This is a genomic window from Pseudomonas sp. NCHU5216, assembly GCF_052156495.1.
Lineage (GTDB): Bacteria > Pseudomonadota > Gammaproteobacteria > Pseudomonadales > Pseudomonadaceae > Aquipseudomonas.
Map to the genome: position 1 here is coordinate 1 of NZ_JBQLIX010000016.1, position 20,595 is coordinate 20,595.

Here is a 20,595-nt window from a genome sequence, read left to right on the forward strand (position 1 = left end):
GCTTGGTGAAGAACACGGTACAGATGGTGACGTTATTTGCTCTGTCGAATCTGTGGATGGCACGCCGATATTTGTTGGGGGGTGCAGGAGAGGTGCATCTGTGATGTGGAAAATGGCCTCCGCAGGCGGCGTGCGGAGGTCAGAGGCGGCAAAATAAACGGGTGATCTGAGCATTTCTGATCAGATGGACTCTTTCAAAATCGGTAGCGACCGAAGTCGGCCAGAAATAACGGCCTATTTCAGACCTTCCCTTAAGTCGTGAGCCGTCCATTTGAAGCCGATCCTTTCTGAAACCTCTGCGGTAGAAGCCGTTATCCCGCGCCCATTGAGCCTGAATACGCGACCAGTGCGCCCGTGGCAGTGGTCATAGAGATAGCTAAATAAGCGGGTTCCAAGAGGTAGTCGATGTGTCATTCCGTTCTTGGTATCGGGGAATGTCACCGTTCTGGAATGCCAGTCGATATCGGTAGCTTCCAGGCCCAGCGCTTCAGACCTCCTGCAACCGGTCAGAGCAACGAACGATAAGAAAGCGGATGCTTCTTTATCCCGCAGCGCTGCAACCGCCTGCCACCATTTGGGGTGAACGGCGTCAGGAAGTAAGCGGTCTTTTGGTTTGATGGCGTGTAATCCTCCCAATGCCTTGATCCGTTGCGTGGGGTTGGGAAGGGTTACATCGTATTTGGCGCAGCCGAACGACCAAAGGGCGGATATGACGCGTACGAGATAGTTGGCCTGTGCATGGGAGCGCTCACTGACAATGCCGAAGCGCGCCTCAAAACTGTCGGTGGTAATTGCCTGCCAATCAGCGTTGCGCCAGTCTTTCGCATAGCGATCTATAACGGACTGATAGTCTTCTGCTGTTCTCGGCTTCAATCGCCGTGTCGACAAATAAACGTCGAGCAGTTGTTGCAGCGTGAGCGACGAGGCGTTCATCCGAGGCGGCCTCTGCTGCGGCCTAACCAGCAGTGTGCCTTCGTAATCTGAGTAGAGGGGGCCGGCGGCTAGACTGTTTCTAAGCAGCGTCAGTGCTGCAGCGCGAGCTTCGTCAGCGCTTACTACCGGCCAACTCCCCAGTGGAGTGAACGAGCGATATACCCGGATCCGGAAGTTTTTGGTGCGTGCGCCTACCACGATCTGAAAACCAACAAGCTGAGAATCGTGGCAGATCAGGCGACCTCCCTTCTGACAGCTCAACCTAGCGATAGCGGTGTCTGTAAGAAGGAGTCGTCGAGAGGTGGCGGACTGAGGATTTCCGCCGCTGCTTGAGCGCAAAAATTACCTCTGACTAGCTCGCAACGAACTATCGTAAATCCTGCCATTGGATTGTTAGTACTGGCAAGCTGTTTGAATCTGTGGATCAGGTTCCGAACCGGGGGAGGGCGCTTACTTGCTGTCCTCCGTTCACTGGGTGGCCACGGTCTTGCCATCAATATTCTTCGGAGCCCCGCTTCCTTGTCTTGCGGCTCAGCTTGCTCCAGATCGGCTAAGGTAGCCGGCATTATGGGCATCGCTTAATCGACAGGGCTGGATAGGCCGAAAACCCTTACACATATAGCCAACAGTTACGTCGTAGTTTCAGGGTTCCGACTGTTCCCCATGAGTCGAAGGTATCGCTGCTCAGACGATCAAGAGCACCATCTGGCTTTACTGAGCCAAGTCTGAGGCGCTGCCGCCTAAGTCAGGATGAACTGGCACCTAGTACGCTCGCCTTTGATGTGGTGACGAGCACGGTGGTGCTGATGTAAGGGGCTGCGGGGTGGGTACGGGGGAACTCAGTCGCGACATTACTTACTAAGGCCGCTCAGATTTTTCGCCAGAAAACAGCCCTAATGTCAACTTGTAATGGCTTTGGATAGAGCTGAAGCGGCCCTCGGGGGGACATGTTTCACTTTGGAAGCCAAATCCTTGCTTCCCACTGGTCCCCATTTGGTCACTGCTTCGGTGCGTGCCCTAGCCTGCCTACATCCAGAAACAGACATTACGCGTGCAGCTAGTAAAACTGTGCCCCCCTTTCCGTGATGCATCTCGTTCGTCAGTGTGACTCCATCCAGCCTACCGATTATGCTCTTAGTTAAATCAGCGATTGAAGGGAAGCGTGATGGATCCAATATCCGTGGCAGTTACCTGTACCGCTCAAGACGGAGGTATCGCTGTTACTGAAATCGCCTCTACTTTCATTGCAGCTCTAGCGCTTGGCTTCACCGGTTGGCAGATGTGGCTACAAAGAGAGCACAACCGGAAAATGTCTATGCCGCATCTCTCTGGCTGGAATCACTATGCCCACGGCCCTGAGCTTTACGCCTACACCCTCGAGAATGTCGGCTTGGGGCCGGCAATCATCAAAGCAATTCGCCTTGAAGTGGATGGCAACGTGATAGAGGGCGAGGGAGCAGATCTGATACAGAACGCCACGCGTATCCTGTTCGACGACATGCCTAGCCAGCAGGCATGGGAGATGTTCACCGTCGGTGAAGTGACCCCAGCAGGCAAGAAATACGAAATCCTCAGCATCACGCCAAGCCGCCATACAGCTGAGGAAGTAGCAGAGCTGCTCAGGTCTCGTGCTCGCTTGCTCATCGATTACGAAAGCATCCTAGGCGACAAGTTCGTCTTCGACTCAGAGACCCACTGATCTAGTCTTACGTATCGACGCTTTCCAGCATTAATTCGCTGAAGCGTGCGTGTGGCACCTATGAGATGTGGCTTGATCTGGAAAAGCATGCAGGCTCTACCTCATCCACTTGATCTCTACATAACGCACCTTTATCCGCTAGCTGACGAGTCGTACAAGAGGGTCGTACAATCTCAGCTCTTCCGCGCAGCCAGAACACTGATGGTGCGGGGGTATGGTTTTTAAGGGTGTCTCGGCGGTTCGATTCTGTACTCAGTGCGAGAAAGGTTCGATGGCTTTGAAGCTGCCTGTTTTGGTCATCTGTCGGCGTAGGTCGAAGCGAGTTAATGCTTCAACGACGTCAATATTCGCCAGACCTCCAAAGTCAATGTCGCTCCAAGCGCCCCGGTCAACCCGAACGGAGAAAAGGTACTCGTCTGTGATTCTTCCGGTGGCCTTGTCAGGCCGCTGTGAATAGCCGGAGAGAACGACTTTGGTTGCTTTGGGTAACGCTGCAAACGTCTCTCCTATGATCCTGAAGGCAATAGCATGGACGTGAGACATGTAGAGTTTTTGGATCGCTGTGGCGGACAGCTCCTTGACCGATAGCTTCAAGCCTCTACTCGGTACACTTGCGGTGGCGGTAGGCATGTCCCCGATTTCAGGAAGGTCGACGTCCAGCACAACGCAGTCTCCGCCGTCCAGTAACTCCAGGGAGATATCGGTCTCTCTCGGCCAGCAAATGTCCTGAAGGGTGTACTCCAGCCACGCCTCCATATCGGAGGTGGAGTTGTATATCCCTTCTTCGATCAATCTTCGTCTTTCCTGCTCATTCCGCAGGTGATTTGTCCGCTGACCTAACCAGGCGTTATGGCTGGAAGTGAAGTGCGCATAGGCCTCTGCATTTAACGCCTCAAGGCGCTGCGTACGTTTTTTGAGCAGCCTATCAAGCAGGTTCGGCTTACGAGGGCAGGGAGGGGTTGGTTCTGGCTCACTGAATGACACCTCGACATAGACGGGCCTAGAAGTGCAGCTGGGGGTGTCCAGGTGGATGGTGCCGAGCGCCGCGATGTTCCCATTTATGTCATCGCACTTGCGTTGAATCATCCCAAGGATGTGCTCCCTGTTCTGCTTCTTGGCTGCCTCAATCACATGCTCAGGTAGATCGTTACCGTCAGCGTCGTGGAAGGTCAGCGTACCGTCGTCATGCAGGGCGCAGGTCAGGGACACAAGAGTCGATTGGCTTTTCGGTTGTGCGGGTCTGGCCGGTCTGGAAGGCCCCGAAAGTTTTTGACTGCTGGAAAAGCCCATGAAGCTGGTGTTCAGTCGGGCTCCCCGTTTGCCAATTCCTACCGATGCGCCCCGTGGTCCTAGTGTCCAGCCAACGCCTGACCCACTGATATTCATTCTGACGCCAGGGGCTAGCTTGATTGATTTCCTGAAGCGCATCGCCATGACGAACTCTCCTTATTGCTAGCGTCATTATTGTTTTCCAACGCGAGCCTGGGGAAGCAAGGCGCATTTTGCAAGCCATGACCTATGTGGCCGGCTCTCTCGGGGGGCTTTGAGGGCTGAAGGTGGCAGCAACGGGCGCCTATACCTGTTCCTCAGGTGGTACAAAAGGGAGGCAAACAGGTGGTACAAAGCGCCTTGCAGGCTGACCTAGGTGGTCGCCTACAATGGCGTCGACTTCCATTTTCCTGTGTGGTCTGGTGAAGACCGCTTCAGATGTGGCGCTGTCTCTCGTAAGGCTCTAAAACGGGCCTCTTGGCAGCGTTATGGTGGGCCCTGCCGGTCCCCTCGCAACGATTACCCGTGAACCTGGTCAGGCCCGGAAGGGAGCAGCCACAGCGGGAACATCGTGTGCCGGGGTGTGGCTGGTAGGGTTCACCTCCATTTATTTCCCCTGTTTTTCTCGTTCTGCACGCCAGTGCTGCGGCGGCTGGTCTGCCTGCATTTCTGGTTCTTCGCGTTATGCTGGGCTTGATTGATACCGGACTGGCAAGTTTGTGTGTGGTCTCGTTGTCTTGGTTGATGTTCTGGACGCCGCTTTAGGTGTTTTCAGAGATTCTGGGTTTCGTCCCCTCGGGCGACTCACTTTTCTTTGAACTGCGCAAAGAAAAGTAAGCAAAAGAAACGCACCCCCGCCATTCGGGTCTCGCTTCGCTCGACTTCCCTCACTCCGGCATCGCTCCGGGGTCGGCGTACATGGGCCATCCCTGGCCCATTACGCCTCTCGCGGCATCCATGCCGCTCGCCCCCTGCGCAATGCCTACGTTCGGCCTCCTGAAGGGGGCATTTGCGCGCCTGAACGTACAGTTGCTCCGGGCATGCCTGGCGTGTTCTGGTAACAGCGAAGTCACGACGTAGCCGTCGGTTAAACCAATAGTTTCATTCGCGCAGTTTCATGCGTTGAACAGCTTGCCGGCTTGCAGCCGGCATTTAGGTCAGCCCTAAGGCTGACCCTGTACTCAAAACTCCGCGCTAATTCTGGGTTACCTCGGGTTCAGGCGCGTGCAGAGCCCGCCCAGGAGGGCGAACGGAGTCGTCGTGGAAGAGGTTGAGCGACATGGATGTCGCGAGAGCCGCGATGGGCCAGGGATGGCCCACCGCGGCGGGCCTCTGGAGCGGCGATGGAGTGAGCGAACCCTCGCGCAGCGAGGGCCGGATGATCGGGCGGAGGGTTTGGTTACTTTGCCCGCAAAGTGACTCGCCCGGGAGGGCGAAACAGAAAACATCAACAACACTGCGGCAATCCGGAACAGACACCAGAAAAACCAACACCGAATTGCCAGTCCGGTATCAAGACTGATTGTCCCGAATAGCCTTATTTTTTAGACGCCTGCTGCGGCAATCGCGCAGGGCGAGACGAACTCAGGCCTGCTCCACCACCACATTGCGTTGCATGCCCAGGTCGATCAGACCATCCTCGCTGCGGATGCTGGCCTCGACGACATCGCCTGGTTTCAGGTAGTACTCGCTGCGGCTCTCCTGAGTCTTCATGAAGGCCTTCCATTTCACCGCTTCCGGCAGCAGGGCGCCGATGCGCTGTTTCATGGGGGAGGGAACGCTCAGGGCGCAACCTGCCGGCGTGCCGGTGGCGATCAGGTCGCCGGCAGCCAGATCCTGTACGCCCGACAGTTCGCTCAGTGTCTCGGCCGGGCCATGCACGAGGTTGGCGCTGCTGTCGTGCTGGCGGGGCTGGCCATTTACGCTCAGGTGCAATTGCAGCTTTTTCAGGTAGGGCATGTGCTCGGCATCGAGCAGGCAGAGATAGGGGCCGACCGGGCCGAAGGTGCGGTAGCTCTTGCCCTTGTAGAACTGCATCTGAGGGATCTGAATGTCGCGCGCCGAGTAGTCGTTGACGATCACCACGCCGGCGATGAATTCGTGCAGGTTGGCATCGGTCACCTCCTGCCGGCTGTCGATATCGCGCTTGAGCACCAGGCCAAGCTCGATCTCGTAGTCGAGAAAGCGCACTTCCCGTGGTTTGATCAGTTCGCTGTCCGCCGCGACGATACAACTGGTGGCCTTGGTGAAGATCATGTTGAAGTGCTTTTCGTCCGGATCCATGCCGGATTCGATCATGTGCTGCCGATAGTTGGCGCCCTGGCAGATGAACTGCTGATCGCGGGTCACGGGGGAGAGCAGTTTCACCGAGGCCAGCGCCAGGTCGCCTTCTGGCAGTGCCGCCAGGTCGCTCGGTCGGGTCTGGCGGATCAGATCCCCGGTGCTGGCGTATTGACCGGGAATGGGGGTGATGCGCTGCTGACGGATCACGCCCCACTGGATGAGGTTCTGGTGCTCGAAGCGGACGATATGCACAGGCATGGCAAGGCTTCCCGATGAGATGGTCGGTTTTGGGGTGGCAAGGGGTTTTGTTTCTTCTTCATTGGCATGGCCGCTGACGGGCAGCAGCGCCGTGCCGGTTAGAAGCAGGCCGCTCTTGAGCAGGGTGCGACGTTTCAATCTGGCCATGGCGCTAGCCGAACATCCGCGCCAGGGTGATCAGCTTGCGCAGGGTCAGGTCGGGGCTGCGCCGCAGATTGCGCAGCAGTGCGGCGATGGCTGTCAGGTTGAGCACGGGTTTGGTGAAGCTTCTGGGCATGCGTTGCCCCCACTGCGACATGGCTTCGGGACTGACCGCGTGCACGCCGGTGGGGTGCTCGGCGGTGAACAGATCGCCATCGCAGTAGTGTTCGTGCTTGTCACCCCAGGGGTCTTGCCAGTAGTCGAAGATCTGGCTGCCGAGGATGTGCCGGCCGATGCCCCAGGCATGCTTCCAGCCTTTTTCCCGCAGCACGCGCTGCCCCATGCCGACGGCGTCGGCATCCACCAGCTCAAAGGCGCTGTGGCTGTAGGCCGCCATGAAGCCCTGGGCGATCGCCAGGGTGTGATGGTCGGCGGGCGTGTCGCCCAGATCCAGGCGCAGGAAGCTGACCGCCGGCGAGCCGTCCGGCAGCACCTGCACGTCACTGGGGATGAAGCCGAAATGCTCGGTGTACCAGGCGCAGGTGGCCTGGTAGTCGGCCACTTCCAGTACCAGGTGGCCCAGCCGGATCACCTCGGGTGGCGCGACAGGAGGGCGTTGGGTGGCATTGATGCGGGGTGTCTCGCCTGCCAGGTTGAATGGCAGCGGTGCGCGATGGGCCAAGGGTTCGGCAGGCTGCTGGCCATGAATGGCCTCCACCAGAAAGCCCGAAGGGTCGATCAGACGTACCCGTTCGCCCCCTCCGGGCCCTGGCAGCGGCTCGATGGCCGAGGCTCCCGCCAGGCTGGCGATGCGCTGTAGATCCTCGCGGCTGGCGAGGCTCAGGGCGAAGCCGAGAAAGCGTGGGCGTTTGCCCAGGTGCACCCGGTAGCAGTACGGAGCAGGGCCGGTGCCACGCATATACAGGGTGGATGCATCGTGCCCGGCAGGCTGTAAACCGAAATCAGCGAGAAAACCTTCGGCCTGCGCAAGATCCGGACGCTCGAATATCAGGTGGGCCAGCGTCACGGCCTTGACCACCGGCTGGGGGTGGCGCGCCGGTTGAGGTGTGGCGAGCATGGCTGTTGTAGTTGCTGTTGCCATTGTCGTTCTCCGTGGCTTTTTTCGGGCCAAGCCAGGCCGGCGACCCATGAGAATGGGCCGTTGCATATCCAGCGTTGATCAGTCCAGAGCGGGCAGTGGCGGCAGCTCGACGCTTGCCAGTCGCCGCGCTTCGTCTTCCGCTATGCCCAGCGCGCGTAGCACCAGTTCGGCGGTTTCGCTGCCCGCGTCGCGCCAGGTTCTGATGCCTTCGAGCACCAGCAGCATGGCTCCCAGCGTGGAGCTGGCGATCAGCGACATGGCGCTGGCCAGGTGACTCTGGGCAAAGCGGTAGCGGCCGGTGCTCAAGCCTTTCAGGACATCGGCAGTGGCCTGGCTGTAAACCATTTCGCGCAGTGAGGCGTCGCTCATTGCGAAGCGGTTGAGGAAGGCACCCCAGTGCGGCTCTTCATGGGCTCGCCGGATGAACAGGCGGATGCCATTGGCCAGTCGCGCGGCTGGATCTTCCAGGCCGACGAAGCTGTTGTTGACGCGCTGGTGCATTTCCTTGCTGAGCTGGCTGGCCACCTGCTGAAACAACTGATCCATGTTGTCCACGTTGTTGTAGATGGTGCCGCGGGCAACACCGGCTTCCTGTGCGAGATCACTGACGTGCAACTGGGCGGCGCCTTTTTCCGCGAACAGGCGGATGGCCGCCATGTGGATGCGGCGCTGGGCGGGGCTGAGCTCTGACAATGCAGGCATCTCCGATTAGGGTATGGGAGTGATTGAACAGCGGTGTTCAATATTGGTCAAGCGCAAATGATAAATAATGGACACAAGTGTTCAATTTTGCTTTTATCTGCGCTGTTTCGCTGGCATCCCGCCTGTGTTTCAGGAGGGGCCGGCCTGCCCGTACCAGGGTTCATGCTGTCTTTCGCAGAGGATGCTTAATCCATGAGCAAGCTGTTCCAGCCGCTGCACCTGCCCAACGGCGCCGTCATCCCCAATCGCATCGCCAAGGCGGCCATGGAGGAAAACCTCGCCGATGCCGACCATGCGCCCGGGCCGGTGCTGACCCGGCTCTACCGAACCTGGGCCGAAGGGGGTGCCGGGCTGATCATTACCGGCAACGTGATGGTGGATCGGCATGCCCTGACCGGCCCGGCTGGCGTGGTACTGGAAGATGACGCGCACCTGCCGCGCTTCCAGGCCTGGGCCACCGCTTGTCGCAGCCAGGGCGCGCAGGCCTGGCTGCAGATCAATCATCCGGGGCGCCAGTTGATGGCCAGCATGGGGCAGCCTGCCCTCGGGCCATCGGCGGTGCCCGTGCAGATTCCCGGGCTGTCCAAGCTGTTCGCTCAGCCCGTGGCGCTGGACGAGCAGCAGATAGAGCAACTTATCCAGCGCTATCTCAATACCGCGCTGCTGGCCGAGCGGGCCGGTTTTTCCGGGGTGCAGATCCATGCGGCCCATGGCTATCTGTTCAGCCAGTTTCTTTCCCCGCTCAGCAATCGCCGCAACGATGACTGGGGCGGCAGCCTGGAAAACCGGGCACGCATCCTGCTGCGCACCGTCGAGGCGGTGCGTGCTCGGGTCGCTGCGCCGTTCTGCGTGGCGGTCAAGCTCAACTCGGCGGACTTCCAGCGTGGCGGCTTCGAGGCCGGCGATGCAGCGGAAGTGGTGCGGATGCTGGGATCGCGGGGGGTGGATCTGGTCGAACTCTCTGGCGGTAGTTACGAGAGCCCGGCGATGCAGGGGCAAACCCGCGATGGCAGCACCTTGGCGCGCGAAGCTTATTTTCTGGAGTTCGCCGAACGCATCGCCGAAGTCGCCTCCATGCCCATCATGGTGACTGGCGGTGTGCGTCGCAAGGCCGTGGCCGAACGGGCGGTGGAGCAGGGTGTGGCGATGATCGGCATGGCCACCGCCCTGGCCATCGAACCTGCCTTGCCGGCGCGCTGGCGAGCGGGCGAGGACATCGCGGTGCAGCCGGTGGTGGTGGATTGGAAGAACAAGGCCCTGGCCGCTGCCGCTACCCAGGCAGTGATGAAGAAGCAATTGGTGTTGCTTGGCCGGGGCAAGCCGACCCATGCGGGTACTTCGCCTCTGCTGGCTTTGCTGGGCAGCCAGGTCAAGCTCAGGCTGCAGGCGCGGCGTTATCGCCGCTGGGTAGCGAGCAAGGGCTGACCCTGCGCGGGCTCCGGCAACTCCTGCCGAGCCAGCTTGCGAGCCCGGGCCGCCGTCGCGCCCAGTGCCTTGAGGATCATCTCGGCGACCAGCACGTCGTGCTCACTGACGCCACGACCTTCCACCACGCTGCGCATGGCGCCGAGCGTGCTGGAAACCAGCAGGTCGAGGGCAATGCTCTCATGCTCGTAGCTGAGGATGCCTTCCGCCTTGCCTGTGCGCAGGTCGTTCAGCACGTAGCCGGTGACCTTCGAGCGCATCGCCTGATCGGAGTGCACCACCCGAATCACGGCGCTGGCCCAGTCCGGATCCGCCATGGCCCGGCGGATGAACATGCGCACGCCAATGGCCATGCGCTGCGCGCCGCTGTCGATCCCCGCGCTGTATTGCGCGATCGACTCGGAGAACTCGTCGGCCATGGTCAGGCCGACCGCCTCGACGACTTCGTCGCGCGAGCGGAAGTAGTTGTAGATGGTGCCGCTGGCCACTTCCGCTTCGTTGGCCAGGTCGAGCAGGGCGATTTCGCCCAGCTCCTTGCGGGCGAGCAGGCGCACGGCGGCATCGATGAGGCCACGGCGGGTGCGCTCACGTTTCTTGTGTCCGCGGCTAGGCGCGGCGGGCTCGTTGTCGGTCTTGGCTTCGTTCATGATCGCGTCCCGAGGGGAAGAGCCCGATGATAATGGAGTGCGCTACGAGTGAGCCATTCACTTTCCCAACAAGCGCAGGCAGTCGCTGATGAGCTCGGTGGCTTGCCCAGCCGTGCCGTCGTGCAGGAGGATGCGATCCGGGCGAACCACCAGTAATGAGCCGCTAGGGGCAATCCGGGTCAGGCATTGTCCCAGGTCTTCGATGAAGGGGGTGGCGCAGAGGCTGCGTTGCCCTTGTTGACCGACCTGCAGAAACCGTCCACCGGCGGCTTCCCAGCGCTGCTTGAGAGCCGCGGGCAGCGCCGCACAGGGGTCGATGCCCATGCCCAGCAAGGTCAGGCCATCCCCCAATGCCTCGTCACTCAACAGGATGTGGCCTTCGCGCGTGCGCACCAGTCCTTGCGGCAGCAGGCCACCTCGGCGAACTTTCACCTGGCCGCGTTTGTTCATGAACAGGCCACGGCGAAAGATGTTCTTGGGCTTTATCTCCAGCTCCTCGAACTGTCGTCGTGCCACGGGGATCAGGCTGAGTGCGCGCATCATGCCGTGGCCCAACATCGCCAGCAGTGCATTGCGCGGCATGATCAGGCGACCCATGAGCTTAGCCATGTTGATCATGGCCTGGGCATGGGGGCGACGTTCCTGCTCGTAAGTGTCGAGAATCGCCGGGTTTGCCTGATCCTGCAGAACCCAGCTCAGCTTCCAGGCCAGGTTGGCGGCGTCGCGCAGTCCTGCGACCAGCCCCTGACCGACGAACGGCGGAGTGATGTGGGCGGCGTCGCCGACCAGGAATACACGGCCTTGCTGGAAATGCTGGCAGCAGCGTGCATGGAAGCGATATACCGCCTTACGCTCGATCTGCAGTTGGCTGGGGTCGATCCAGCGCCGCAGCAAATTGCCGATGTAGCGTGTGTCTTCCACCTGCTCGCGGGTTTCCCCGGCGCGCAGCATGAATTCCCAACGCTCGCGGCCGCCGGGGGCGGGCATGTGCGGGATCGGGCGACGGTGATCGCAGATGAACTCGACATGGTCGATGGCCTTGCCCTCGCGTTGGCAGGCATCGACGATCAGCCAGTCCTCGCTGTAACTCTGGCCCTCGAAGTCCTGGCCGATCAGGCTGCGCACCTTCGAGCTGGCACCATCGGCGCCCACCAGATAGCGGGCGCGCAGACGATGCAGGCCGCCGTCTTCGGCGCGCAGCATGGCGGTGACGCCTTCGTCGTCCTGGGCCAGATCCTCCAGCTCCAGCCCACCGAAGCAACTGACATTGTCGAAGCGCTGGTACTGAGCGCGCATCGCACGCTCCAGATCCGGTTGGTAGAAGGTCACCAGCTTGGGGTGCCCATCCACACTGCCACTGGTATTGGCGCGACCGAACTGACCGATGATCGGGCAGTGCATGCGTACTTCGGGGATCACTACCTTGTCGAAGGCATCCTCGGCGAGACCGGCCTGCTGGAGAATTCTCAGCGCCTCGTTGTCCAGGGCGATGGCGCGCGGCATCAGCAGGATGTCGTGAGTCCTGTCGATCACCAGCGTCTGGGTGCCGTGGCGGCCGAGCAGGGCGGCGAGCGTGGCGCCAACCGGACCGTTGCCGATGATCAGGACGTCGACGCTATCGGGCAGTGCTTTGTTGTTGTTATGCATGTCGGGCTCTTGTAATGGCGCAGTGATTGGGCTTATTTTTGGCAGATTATTCAAAAATGAATAATTTCTCAATATTGAGTGCTGACTTAAAAGACCAATTACAACAAGCCGTGCACCAAAGTGCCGAGGGAGTCCGCCCATGTCCTTTCCCGCATACCCTGCTCGTACCCTGAGCGCTGAAGAAATTCAGCGTTACCACGACGATGGCGTCATCATGATCAAGGGGGCCATCGACCCCAACTGGATGAAGCTGCTGGAAAACGGCATCGAGACGGCGAGGAGTGATGCCTCGCTGCTGGGGCGCTTCATGTCGCGCAAGGTGGAGGGCTACCAGATGGACATCTTTCTGTGGAAACGCATCGATGCCCTGCGCGACCTGATCTACTACGGGCCTTTCGCACGCTGGGCGCAGCAGTTGATGGGCTCGCAGCAGGTGCGCTTCTTCTACGATCAGATGTTCGTCAAGGAGCCCGGAACGGATGCACCGACGCCCTGGCATCAGGATCTGAGTTTCTGGCCCATCCGTGGCGAGCAGATCTGCTCGTTCTGGATCCCCTGCGATCCGGTCAACCGCGAGAACAGCGGGTTGCTGTACGTGAAGGGGTCACACAAATGGCCGCAACGGTTCAAGGCCATTTCGCCGGATTACGTGGCGACCATCATCGACGAGCAGATGGACGACATCCCCGATATCAACGCTCATCCCGAGCGTTACGAGCTGCTCGACTGGGACATGGAGCCGGGCGACATCCTGATGTTCCACCCCCTGACCCTGCATGGCTCCCATGGCAACCAGTCGCGCACGCGGCGTCGCCGCGCCCTGGCCCTGCGCTGGGTGGGGGACGACGTGGTCTACGCACCTTCTGCCAAGCGCATGCCGATCCACTTCAAACATGACTCGGCGCAGGGTGAGCCGCTGCAGGGCGCTGCGTTCCCGCGCATTCTGCCCGAGATGGATCCGCGGGAGAGGGCTACGCGCGTCAGGCCGGAGCGAGCCGCCGCGAGCAAGCTGCTGGGTTCATTGCTGGACAATGCCGTCGCGGCAACGCGGCTGGCGTTGAAACCTGGCAGAGCCCGGTCGTTCAAGCAGACCTGGACGAAGCCCGATAGTTGAGCGAGGGGCGACTGCAGAGGTCGCGTTTGATGCAAAACGCCCGATGCCAATGGCATCGGGCGTTCTTTATTGCGGGCGAGGAGGGCTCAGGCCGTGCGATAGTTCAGCACGCTGTCCTGCTCCTTGAGCGTCTTGCGCAGATCGGCCGGGATGTTGCCGGCGCGTACCGCCAGCTCCAGGCGGATTTCCTCCAGGCTCTGGGCGAAGGCGTCCTGGTCGTCGAGCTGGGGCTTGGCCAGTACGCGGCTGTAGACGGTACTGTCGCTCTCGTCGAGCAAGGCGAGGATGATGCTGCCATCAGGCCGTGGCGAACTGAAGTTGGCACGCAGCGGAGTGAACAGGTGATCGACGAGTTGCTGGTTGGTGAGTTCCATGACCTACTCCATCCTGAGATTGGCCACGTTTGACATCAGGATGATAGATAGGTTCAAGCAACCAGCGACTGGCGGGTACGCTCGATCACCTGTTGCAGTGAGTCGTCGTTGTACTGGCCGGGGTACAGGCGCTGGCTGTACTGGGCGATACCGGTCTTGTCGACCAGGGTAAAGCTGAAGCTGCCCTTGCGCGCTGCCTGGATACGGCAGTCGAACGGGGCGAAGGCGTGGGTCAGGGTGCTGATGGCTTTCTGGATCTGATGTTGAGTATTCATTTTTCTAAGTATTTCCTTTAACGCAGGTGCGCATCGATGCGCGTTGTGTTGCTCCGTGAGGTCGGCCGAAAAGCGGCCTTAGCAAGTAAACCGATAGGAGCTTTATATGCACGATAAAGTTCCATTGTTACGGTTCTTCGGCGTGGTCGGTACGTCGGAGGCAGGCAGAGGAACTGCGCCGATAAGCGGCGAGTCGGCCTGATCAGTCAGCAGGTGGGATCGGGGAGGGCGGCAGCGCAGGGAGCGCTAGGCGTTGAACCGGGAAACCAGCGGGGAGGCGCGAAGGCCTTGATGACTTGCAGCGTGGTACGAACGGCGCGGATGATAAAGCCTTGATCAAGAAATGAACAGCATTATTTGTCGCCGTTGCAGCGCAGCTCTGCGAGCATGCCGTTGGCGGATGCAATTTGCTGGTTGCTCCGCTAGCATTAGCCCACTTTAGCTTTCCTCACATGACGGTTTTCCATGAGTTATCAGGTTCTTGCACGTAAATGGCGTCCGCGCTCGTTCCGCGAAATGGTCGGCCAGACCCATGTGCTCAAAGCCCTGATCAACGCTCTGGACAGCCAGCGCCTGCACCACGCCTATCTGTTCACCGGCACCCGCGGCGTGGGCAAGACCACCATCGCGCGGATCATCGCCAAGTGCCTGAACTGTGAAACCGGTATCAGCTCCACCCCCTGCGGCACCTGTTCGGTGTGCCGTGAGATCGACGAGGGCCGCTTCGTCGACCTGATCGAAGTGGACGCCGCCAGCCGCACCAAGGTGGAGGACACCCGCGAACTGCTCGACAACGTGCAGTACTCGCCCACCCGTGGCCGCTTCAAGGTCTATCTGATCGACGAAGTGCACATGCTCTCCACCAGTTCCTTCAACGCCCTGTTGAAGACCCTGGAAGAGCCGCCACCCCATGTGAAGTTCCTCCTCGCCACCACCGATCCGCAGAAGCTGCCGGTCACCGTGCTGTCGCGCTGCTTGCAGTTCTCGCTGAAGAACATGCCGCCAGAGCGAGTGGTCGAGCACCTGACCCATGTGCTGACTGCAGAGAACGTACCGTTCGAGGACGATGCCCTGTGGCTGCTCGGTCGCGCCGCCGACGGCTCGATGCGTGACGCCATGAGTCTGACCGACCAGGCCATCGCCTTCGGCGAGGGCAAGGTGCTGGCCGCCGATGTGCGTGCCATGCTCGGCACGCTGGATCACGGCCAGGTGTATGGCGTGCTGCATGCGCTGATCGAAGGCGACGCGCGCGCGCTGATCGAGGCGGTTCGGCACCTGGCCGAACAGGGCCCGGACTGGAACGGCGTGCTCTCGGAGATGCTCAACGTGCTGCATCGCGTGGCCATCGCCCAGGCGCTGCCGGAGGCCGTGGACAACGGCCAGGGCGACCGCGAGCGCGTGCTGCAACTGGCCCAGGCACTGCCGGCCGAGGACGTGCAGTTCTACTACCAGATGGGCCTGATCGGCCGTCGTGACCTGCCGCTGGCGCCAGATCCGCGCGGCGGCTTCGAGATGGTGTTGTTGCGCATGCTGGCCTTCCGCCCGGCGGGTGCCGATGACGCACCGAGGGTCACGCTAAAGCCCTTGGGGATCAGCCAGGCCACTGCTGATTCCCAGTCCAACCCAGTGGCCGGTGCTGCCGTGGTAGCACCGGCTGTCGTTGCGCCTGCCGCGCCGGTTGTCACCGCGCCTGCGCCCGAGCCGGTCGTGGTGGCGGAAGAACCCGTTGCAGCGCCGCAACCCGTTGCGCCTATCGAGCCGGTTGCCCCGACAATCGCTGCTGAGCCTGAGCCTGAGCCTGAGCCTGAGCCTGAGCCTGAGCCTGAGCCTGAGCCTGAGCCTGAGCCTGAGCCTGAGCCGGTTGCCATGGCAGAGGTCGCTGCGCCTGTCGACCTGCCTTGGGAACCCGCGCCTGCTGCCGAGCCGGCGGTCGAGGCGCCGGCTGTGACCGAGGCTGCACCTGCTGCGCAGCTAGCGCCGGAGCCGACGGTGGACGCTGCGCCAGTGACCGAGGCCATTGCCCTGGAAGGGGTTGCCCCGGCCGACGATGAAGAGCCGCCACCCGGCGACTATGATTACGTCGAAGTGGACAACGGCGCGTTGGACTATGACTTCGATCTGCCGAGCGAAGCCGAGGCTGAGATCGAGCCCGAGCCGCTGCCGGCCGTGGCGCCGGCCACCGGCCTGGCTGCAGAATGGCTGGCGCTCTTCCCGCTGCTTGGTCTGGGTGGCATGACCGGTAGCATCGCGGCCAACTGCACCCTGGTCGAAGCCAATGGTGACGACTGGCTGCTGCACTTGGATCCGGCGCATAGCGCGCTGTTCAACCCGACCCAGCAGCGCCGCCTCAACGACGCCCTGAACCAGCAGCAGGGGCGCAGCATCAAACTGCGCATCGAACTGCGCAAACCCGAACAGGAAACCCCGGCGCAAGCTGCGGCGCGCAAGCGTGCCGAGCGCCAGCGCAGCGCCGAGGCCTCGATCCAGGCCGACCCGCTGGTGCAGCAGATGATCCAGCAATTCGCCGCCAAGGTGCGCGACGGCAGCATCGAACCGATCGACACTCCCAGTTAAACCCCGAACACCGAGGATAGCGACATGATGAAAGGTGGCATGGCAGGCCTGATGAAGCAGGCCCAGCAGATGCAGGAAAAGATGCAGAAGATGCAGGAAGAACTGGCCAATGCCGAAGTCACCGGCCAGTCCGGCGCCGGCCTGGTCAGCGTGGTGATGACCGGTCGCCATGACGTCAAGCGCATCACCCTGGATGACAGCCTGATGCAGGAAGACAAGGAAGTGCTCGAAGACCTGATCGCCGCTGCGGTCAACGACGCGGTACGCAAGGTCGAGCAGAACAGCCAGGAGAAGATGGCCGGCATGACGGCAGGGATGCAGCTCCCTCCCGGCTTCAAAATGCCCTTCTGAGGCAGTGACGCCCAGTCGACGCACATGGCTGCGTTGCCGACGAACTCGGAATCCTCATGTGCTGCAGCACACTGCGGTTCCTCGCTCGTCGGCGCCTTGCCCTGCACGCCGCCTGATCGCCACTCTGGCCCGTCGTCAAGGGCGGGCCTGTAGCCCGGATGCAATCCGGGGAAACACGGCATACACGACTTCCCGGATTGCATCCGGGCTACACCCTGTAGGAATTTCATGAGCTTCAGCCCTCTGATTCGCCAACTGATCGATTCGCTGCGCATCCTGCCCGGTGTCGGGCAAAAGACCGCACAGCGCATGGCCCTGCAACTGCTCGAGCGGGATCGCAGCGGTGGCCAGCGTCTGGCGCAGGCGCTCGAGGCGGCGATGACGGGGGTGGGCCACTGCAAGCGCTGTCGCAGCCTGAGCGAGGACGAAATCTGCCAGCTATGCCTGGACGAGCGTCGCGACGACAGCCTGCTGTGCGTGGTCGAAGGGCCGATGGATGTGCATGCGGTGGAGCAGACCGGCTATCGCGGCCGCTACTTCGTGCTCAAGGGCCATCTGTCGCCGCTCGATGGCCTGGGGCCGGAAGCCATCGGTATTCCGGAACTGCTCGAACGCATCGAGGCCGGAGGCTTCAGCGAGGTAATCCTGGCCACCAACCCCACGGTGGAAGGTGAAGCCACAGCGCACTACATCGCGCAGATTCTCGCCGGCAAGGGCCTGGTCGCCTCGCGTATCGCCCACGGCATGCCGCTGGGCGGCGAGCTGGAGCTGGTCGACGGCGGCACCCTGGCCCATGCCTTGGCCGGGCGGCGGCCGATCAGCCTGTAACGCGTCAGCCCGTCGAACGGAGCACCCTTGATCGCTGTCTTTTTGCGCCGGTTCTCCGTGCTGTTCGTGCTTGCTTCGCCTGTTGCCGTGCAGGCTGAGCAGTGCCCGAGTGGGCAGATCCAGGTGTGCCTGGGTGGCTCCTGCCTCTGCGTGCCCGACCCGGTTCGAGTGCGCGAGGGTGGCCTGAACATGGCCGCCACCCGCCTCGAGGCCTGGCTGCTGCAGTCGCGTCAGGCAGCCCTGCGCGCCGGCACCGAGCCGATTCCTTTGATGATTCGCGCACAGCTCACCCCGTTCTACGACGACGCGTTGCTCGATTCTGTGCGCTTTCGCGTCGGTATCACCGACGAGATGGACGCCGCCACCGTCATGCTGCAGAACCCGGACGTGCAGGCCGTGACCCTGGTGGACGTGGTGGTGTTTCGCGATGCCGACGCCGCTGCCAACGATGCCGCGCTCTGGGCGCACGAGCTTTGGCACGTGCAGCAGTACCGCGACTGGGGCAGCGCCGAGTTCGCCCGTCGTTACACCCGTGACTTCCAGTCGGTGGAAGGGCCTGCCTACGCGATGCAGGCGCGGGTGAGAAGGGCGCTGCGCGAGGAGAAATGAAACGCTCGCTTGAAAACCAAGCAAGCGCTAGGTTAGGGTGGCTGAAACGATAACGGGAGTACCCGCATGGCCGCCGCTCAGCCCTATTTCGATGAGTCCCACCAACTGGTTCGCGACAGCGTTCGGCGCTTCGTCGAGCGCGAGATACTGCCGCATATCGACGAATGGGAAGAGGCCGAGGAATTCCCCCGTGAGCTCTACCTCAAGGCGGGTGCGGCGGGCATCCTCGGCATTGGTTATCCCGAGCAGTATGGCGGCAGCCATGAGGGTGACGTATTCGCCAAGGTGGCGGCCAGCGAGGAGCTGATGCGCAGTGGCTCGGGCGGCCTGGTGGCCGGGCTCGGTTCGCTGGATATCGGCTTGCCGCCCGTCGTCAAATGGGCCAGGCCGGCGGTGCGCGAGCGTGTGGTGCCACAGGTGCTGGCCGGTGAGAAAATCATGGCATTGGCGGTGACCGAGCCCTCCGGCGGCTCCGACGTGGCCAATCTCAAGACCCGTGCCGTGCGCGACGGCGATCATTACCGCGTCAGCGGCAGCAAGACCTTCATCACCAGCGGTGTGCGTGCCGATTACTACACAGTGGCGGTGCGCACCGGCGGTGAGGGCTTCGGCGGCGTCAGCCTGCTGCTGGTGGAGAAGGGCACGCCGGGTTTCAGTGTCGGCCGCAAGCTGAAGAAGATGGGCTGGTGGGCGTCCGACACTGCCGAGCTGTTCTTCGACGACTGCAAGGTGCCGGCGGAGAACCTGATCGGTGTAGAGAACGCCGGCTTCGCCTGCATCATGGCCAACTTTCAGAGCGAGCGCCTGAGCCTGGCGATCATGGCCAACATGACCGCGCAACTGGCCCTGGAGGAATCGCTGAAGTGGGCGCGCGAGCGCCAGGCATTCGGCAAGCCGGTGGGCAAATTCCAGGTGCTCAAGCATCGCCTGGCGGAGATGGCCACGCAGCTCGAGGTATCGCGCGAGTTCACCTACCGCCAGGCCGCGCAGATGGCTGCCGGCAAGAGCGTGATCAAGGAAATCTCCATGGCCAAGAACTTCGCCACCGATATCGCTGATCGCCTCACCTACGATGCGGTGCAGATCATGGGTGGGATGGGTTATATGCGTGAATCCCTGGTCGAGCGTCTGTACCGCGACAACCGCATCCTCTCCATCGGCGGCGGCACGCGGGAGATCATGAACGAGATCATTGCCAAGCAGATGGGGCTGTAGCCGCTGCCGTTGGAGGGGCTTTAGCCGCGACCCGCCTGAACGAGGCGAAAAAGCTCGCCGCTAAAGCGCCTCCCACGATCAGGATGCTTGTTGGCTTTGCCCCGTCTGCCGCAGGCGGGCAATGTCGCGCTGCGGTGGCGCGCCGAACAGGCGGCTGTACTCGCGGCTGAACTGCGACGGGCTTTCATAGCCCACGCGATAGCTGGCCGCGGCCGCTTCGAGGTTGTCGCACAGCATCAGACGGCGAGCCTCCTGCAGGCGCAGTTGCTTCTGATATTGCAGAGGGCTGAAGGCCGTGACGGCCTTGAAACGGTGATGCAGGGTCGACGGGCTCAGGTTCACCTCGCGGGCCAACTCCTCGATGCGCAACGGCTGGTCGAAATTGCTGCGTAGCCATTCGATGGCGCGGGAGATGCGTTGGCTCTGGCTGTCGGCTATCACCACCTCATGCAAACGATGGCCCTGCGGGCTGAGCAGCATGCGATAGAAGATCTCGCGTAGCGCCAGTGGTGCCAGCATGGCGATGTCGCGCGGGGTTTCCAGCAGGCGCAGCAGGCGGATCACCGCATCCAGCAGGCGCGGATCGAGACGGTCGAGAAACAGGGCGCGTTGCGAGGCCGCATCAGGCGTCGGAATGGGCGGCATTTCGGTGAGCAGGCTGCTGATCAGGGCCGGGTCGATCTCCAGTGCGATGCTCAGGTAGGGCGCCTCCGGGCTGGCTTCGACCACCCGGCCGATGACCGGTAGCATCACCGACGCCACCAGGTAATTGAGCGGATCGTAGACATACAGCTCGTCGCCCAGGCGTATCTCCTTGCGGCCCTGGGCGATGATGCACAGGCAGGGGTCGTAGACCGTCTGCATCGGCAGGCTTGGCGAGGTGGCGCGCGCCAGTTTGAGGCCGGGAATGGCCGTGAGGTGCAAGCCGTCGTCAGGCACGAAGCGCTCGACAAGGCGCGCCAATTCATGGCTGAGTTCGGCCAGCGGGGTGTCGAGATTCGTGGCGGTGTGAATGGGTGATTGCATGGCGCGCCTCCGGAAAGTCAACGAAGCCTAGCCAGGTTTTTCAGGCAAGTCATGAGCGACGGCAGGATTAGGCAAATATTTGCCAGTAATGGGCAAATGCCCCGTGATACTGAGTATCTCAGT

Annotated in this window: 18 protein-coding genes, 1 other RNA gene and 1 pseudogene; 10 read left to right on the forward strand and 10 right to left on the reverse strand. The window is 61.5% G+C overall.

The window, feature by feature from the left end; all coding sequences use genetic code 11:
• Positions 1-104 (forward strand): annotated as a pseudogene (locus tag ACSVIK_RS13125) (IS5/IS1182 family transposase); the annotation flags it as partial.
• A 130-nt stretch (positions 105-234) separates the two neighbouring features.
• Here ACSVIK_RS13125 and ACSVIK_RS13130 read toward each other — a convergent pair.
• A complete protein-coding gene (locus ACSVIK_RS13130; protein WP_442444749.1) occupies positions 235-933 on the reverse strand; it encodes a tyrosine-type recombinase/integrase in 699 nt (232 codons plus the stop codon).
• 1,165 nt (positions 934-2,098) lie between these two features.
• On the opposite strand from ACSVIK_RS13130, the gene ACSVIK_RS13135 reads away from it, so the two are divergent.
• Positions 2,099-2,632, forward strand: coding sequence for a hypothetical protein (locus ACSVIK_RS13135; RefSeq protein ID WP_442444750.1), 534 nt, complete (start codon positions 2,099-2,101; stop codon positions 2,630-2,632).
• A gap of 252 nt (positions 2,633-2,884) precedes the next feature.
• On the opposite strand, the gene ACSVIK_RS13140 is transcribed toward ACSVIK_RS13135, so the two are convergent.
• Positions 2,885-4,066 (reverse strand): DUF4236 domain-containing protein, encoded by a 1,182-nt coding sequence (locus ACSVIK_RS13140; RefSeq protein WP_442444751.1) that lies wholly within the window; start codon positions 4,064-4,066, stop codon positions 2,885-2,887.
• Positions 4,067-4,400: 334 nt separating this feature from the next.
• On the opposite strand from ACSVIK_RS13140, the gene ffs reads away from it, so the two are divergent.
• Positions 4,401-4,497, forward strand: an RNA gene (gene ffs / locus ACSVIK_RS13145) — signal recognition particle sRNA small type.
• A gap of 988 nt (positions 4,498-5,485) precedes the next feature.
• Here the strand turns inward: ffs and ACSVIK_RS13150 are convergent.
• The 3 genes from ACSVIK_RS13150 to ACSVIK_RS13160 form a co-directional block, all read right to left on the reverse strand.
• Positions 5,486-6,442 carry a fumarylacetoacetate hydrolase family protein gene (locus tag ACSVIK_RS13150; RefSeq protein WP_442444752.1) on the reverse strand — a complete coding sequence of 319 codons (957 nt, stop codon included), beginning with the start codon at positions 6,440-6,442 and terminating at the stop codon, positions 5,486-5,488.
• 151 nt (positions 6,443-6,593) lie between these two features.
• The gene (locus ACSVIK_RS13155) at positions 6,594-7,685 is read right to left on the reverse strand and encodes a VOC family protein (protein WP_442444753.1); all 1,092 of its coding nucleotides are present in this window, start codon (positions 7,683-7,685) and stop codon (positions 6,594-6,596) included.
• A gap of 78 nt (positions 7,686-7,763) precedes the next feature.
• Positions 7,764-8,342 carry a TetR/AcrR family transcriptional regulator gene (locus ACSVIK_RS13160; RefSeq protein WP_442444830.1) on the reverse strand — a complete coding sequence of 193 codons (579 nt, stop codon included), beginning with the start codon at positions 8,340-8,342 and terminating at the stop codon, positions 7,764-7,766.
• 237 nt (positions 8,343-8,579) lie between these two features.
• On the opposite strand from ACSVIK_RS13160, the gene ACSVIK_RS13165 reads away from it, so the two are divergent.
• Positions 8,580-9,812, forward strand: coding sequence for an NADH:flavin oxidoreductase/NADH oxidase family protein (locus ACSVIK_RS13165; protein ID WP_442444754.1), 1,233 nt, complete (start codon positions 8,580-8,582; stop codon positions 9,810-9,812).
• Here the strand turns inward: ACSVIK_RS13165 and ACSVIK_RS13170 are convergent.
• Positions 9,782-10,459, reverse strand: coding sequence for a TetR/AcrR family transcriptional regulator (locus ACSVIK_RS13170; RefSeq protein ID WP_442444755.1), 678 nt, complete (start codon positions 10,457-10,459; stop codon positions 9,782-9,784). The two genes, ACSVIK_RS13165 and ACSVIK_RS13170, sit on opposite strands and share 31 nt — an antisense overlap.
• 57 nt (positions 10,460-10,516) lie before the next feature.
• Complete coding sequence (locus ACSVIK_RS13175) at positions 10,517-12,106, reverse strand: bifunctional 3-(3-hydroxy-phenyl)propionate/3-hydroxycinnamic acid hydroxylase (RefSeq protein ID WP_442444756.1); 1,590 nt, start codon at positions 12,104-12,106, stop codon at positions 10,517-10,519.
• Between the two features lie 139 nt (positions 12,107-12,245).
• On the opposite strand from ACSVIK_RS13175, the gene ACSVIK_RS13180 reads away from it, so the two are divergent.
• On the forward strand, positions 12,246-13,220 hold the full coding sequence (locus ACSVIK_RS13180) for a phytanoyl-CoA dioxygenase family protein (RefSeq protein WP_442444757.1): 975 nt from the start codon (positions 12,246-12,248) through the stop codon (positions 13,218-13,220).
• An 86-nt stretch (positions 13,221-13,306) separates the two neighbouring features.
• Here the strand turns inward: ACSVIK_RS13180 and ACSVIK_RS13185 are convergent, their stop codons facing one another.
• Together ACSVIK_RS13185 and ACSVIK_RS13190 are read right to left on the reverse strand one after the other, a co-directional pair.
• Positions 13,307-13,594 (reverse strand): DUF3509 domain-containing protein, encoded by a 288-nt coding sequence (locus tag ACSVIK_RS13185; protein ID WP_442444758.1) that lies wholly within the window; start codon positions 13,592-13,594, stop codon positions 13,307-13,309.
• 53 nt (positions 13,595-13,647) lie between these two features.
• The gene (locus ACSVIK_RS13190; protein ID WP_442444759.1) at positions 13,648-13,869 is read right to left on the reverse strand and encodes a hypothetical protein; all 222 of its coding nucleotides are present in this window, start codon (positions 13,867-13,869) and stop codon (positions 13,648-13,650) included.
• Positions 13,870-14,334: 465 nt separating this feature from the next.
• Here ACSVIK_RS13190 and dnaX point away from each other — a divergent pair, with 465 nt between their 5' ends.
• From dnaX to ACSVIK_RS13215, 5 genes are all read left to right on the forward strand, one after another.
• Complete coding sequence (gene dnaX / locus ACSVIK_RS13195) at positions 14,335-16,443, forward strand: DNA polymerase III subunit gamma/tau (protein ID WP_442444760.1); 2,109 nt, start codon at positions 14,335-14,337, stop codon at positions 16,441-16,443.
• A gap of 24 nt (positions 16,444-16,467) precedes the next feature.
• Positions 16,468-16,794, forward strand: coding sequence for a YbaB/EbfC family nucleoid-associated protein (locus ACSVIK_RS13200; RefSeq protein ID WP_003240957.1), 327 nt, complete (start codon positions 16,468-16,470; stop codon positions 16,792-16,794).
• 228 nt (positions 16,795-17,022) lie between these two features.
• On the forward strand, positions 17,023-17,622 hold the full coding sequence (gene recR, locus ACSVIK_RS13205) for a recombination mediator RecR (RefSeq protein ID WP_442444761.1): 600 nt from the start codon (positions 17,023-17,025) through the stop codon (positions 17,620-17,622).
• A 27-nt stretch (positions 17,623-17,649) separates the two neighbouring features.
• Positions 17,650-18,231: an eCIS core domain-containing protein gene (locus ACSVIK_RS13210; RefSeq protein ID WP_442444762.1), complete on the forward strand. Its 582-nt coding sequence runs from the start codon at positions 17,650-17,652 to the stop codon at positions 18,229-18,231.
• Positions 18,232-18,297: 66 nt separating this feature from the next.
• Positions 18,298-19,446: an acyl-CoA dehydrogenase family protein gene (locus tag ACSVIK_RS13215; protein WP_442444763.1), complete on the forward strand. Its 1,149-nt coding sequence runs from the start codon at positions 18,298-18,300 to the stop codon at positions 19,444-19,446.
• Between the two features lie 78 nt (positions 19,447-19,524).
• Here ACSVIK_RS13215 and ACSVIK_RS13220 read toward each other — a convergent pair whose 3' ends face one another.
• Entirely contained in the window at positions 19,525-20,472 is a 948-nt protein-coding gene (locus ACSVIK_RS13220; protein WP_442444764.1) for an AraC family transcriptional regulator N-terminal domain-containing protein, read from the reverse strand.
• Between the last annotated feature and the right edge of the window lie 123 nt (positions 20,473-20,595).

Coding starts and splice junctions, on each gene's coding strand:
- ACSVIK_RS13165 (WP_442444754.1), top strand. CDS start 8,580: ATGAGCAAGCTGTTCCAGCCGCTGCACCTGCCCAACGGCGCCGTCATC.
- ACSVIK_RS13220 (WP_442444764.1), bottom strand. CDS start 20,472: ATGCAATCACCCATTCACACCGCCACGAATCTCGACACCCCGCTGGCC.
- ACSVIK_RS13215 (WP_442444763.1), top strand. CDS start 18,298: ATGGCCGCCGCTCAGCCCTATTTCGATGAGTCCCACCAACTGGTTCGC.
- ACSVIK_RS13160 (WP_442444830.1), bottom strand. CDS start 8,342: ATGGCGGCCATCCGCCTGTTCGCGGAAAAAGGCGCCGCCCAGTTGCAC.
- ACSVIK_RS13185 (WP_442444758.1), bottom strand. CDS start 13,594: ATGGAACTCACCAACCAGCAACTCGTCGATCACCTGTTCACTCCGCTG.
- ACSVIK_RS13130 (WP_442444749.1), bottom strand. CDS start 933: ATGAACGCCTCGTCGCTCACGCTGCAACAACTGCTCGACGTTTATTTG.
- recR (WP_442444761.1), top strand. CDS start 17,023: ATGAGCTTCAGCCCTCTGATTCGCCAACTGATCGATTCGCTGCGCATC.
- ACSVIK_RS13200 (WP_003240957.1), top strand. CDS start 16,468: ATGATGAAAGGTGGCATGGCAGGCCTGATGAAGCAGGCCCAGCAGATG.
- ACSVIK_RS13180 (WP_442444757.1), top strand. CDS start 12,246: ATGTCCTTTCCCGCATACCCTGCTCGTACCCTGAGCGCTGAAGAAATT.
- ACSVIK_RS13190 (WP_442444759.1), bottom strand. CDS start 13,869: ATGAATACTCAACATCAGATCCAGAAAGCCATCAGCACCCTGACCCAC.
- ACSVIK_RS13140 (WP_442444751.1), bottom strand. CDS start 4,066: ATGGCGATGCGCTTCAGGAAATCAATCAAGCTAGCCCCTGGCGTCAGA.
- ACSVIK_RS13175 (WP_442444756.1), bottom strand. CDS start 12,106: ATGCATAACAACAACAAAGCACTGCCCGATAGCGTCGACGTCCTGATC.
- ACSVIK_RS13170 (WP_442444755.1), bottom strand. CDS start 10,459: ATGAACGAAGCCAAGACCGACAACGAGCCCGCCGCGCCTAGCCGCGGA.
- dnaX (WP_442444760.1), top strand. CDS start 14,335: ATGAGTTATCAGGTTCTTGCACGTAAATGGCGTCCGCGCTCGTTCCGC.
- ACSVIK_RS13150 (WP_442444752.1), bottom strand. CDS start 6,442: ATGCCTGTGCATATCGTCCGCTTCGAGCACCAGAACCTCATCCAGTGG.
- ACSVIK_RS13135 (WP_442444750.1), top strand. CDS start 2,099: ATGGATCCAATATCCGTGGCAGTTACCTGTACCGCTCAAGACGGAGGT.
- ACSVIK_RS13155 (WP_442444753.1), bottom strand. CDS start 7,685: ATGGCAACAGCAACTACAACAGCCATGCTCGCCACACCTCAACCGGCG.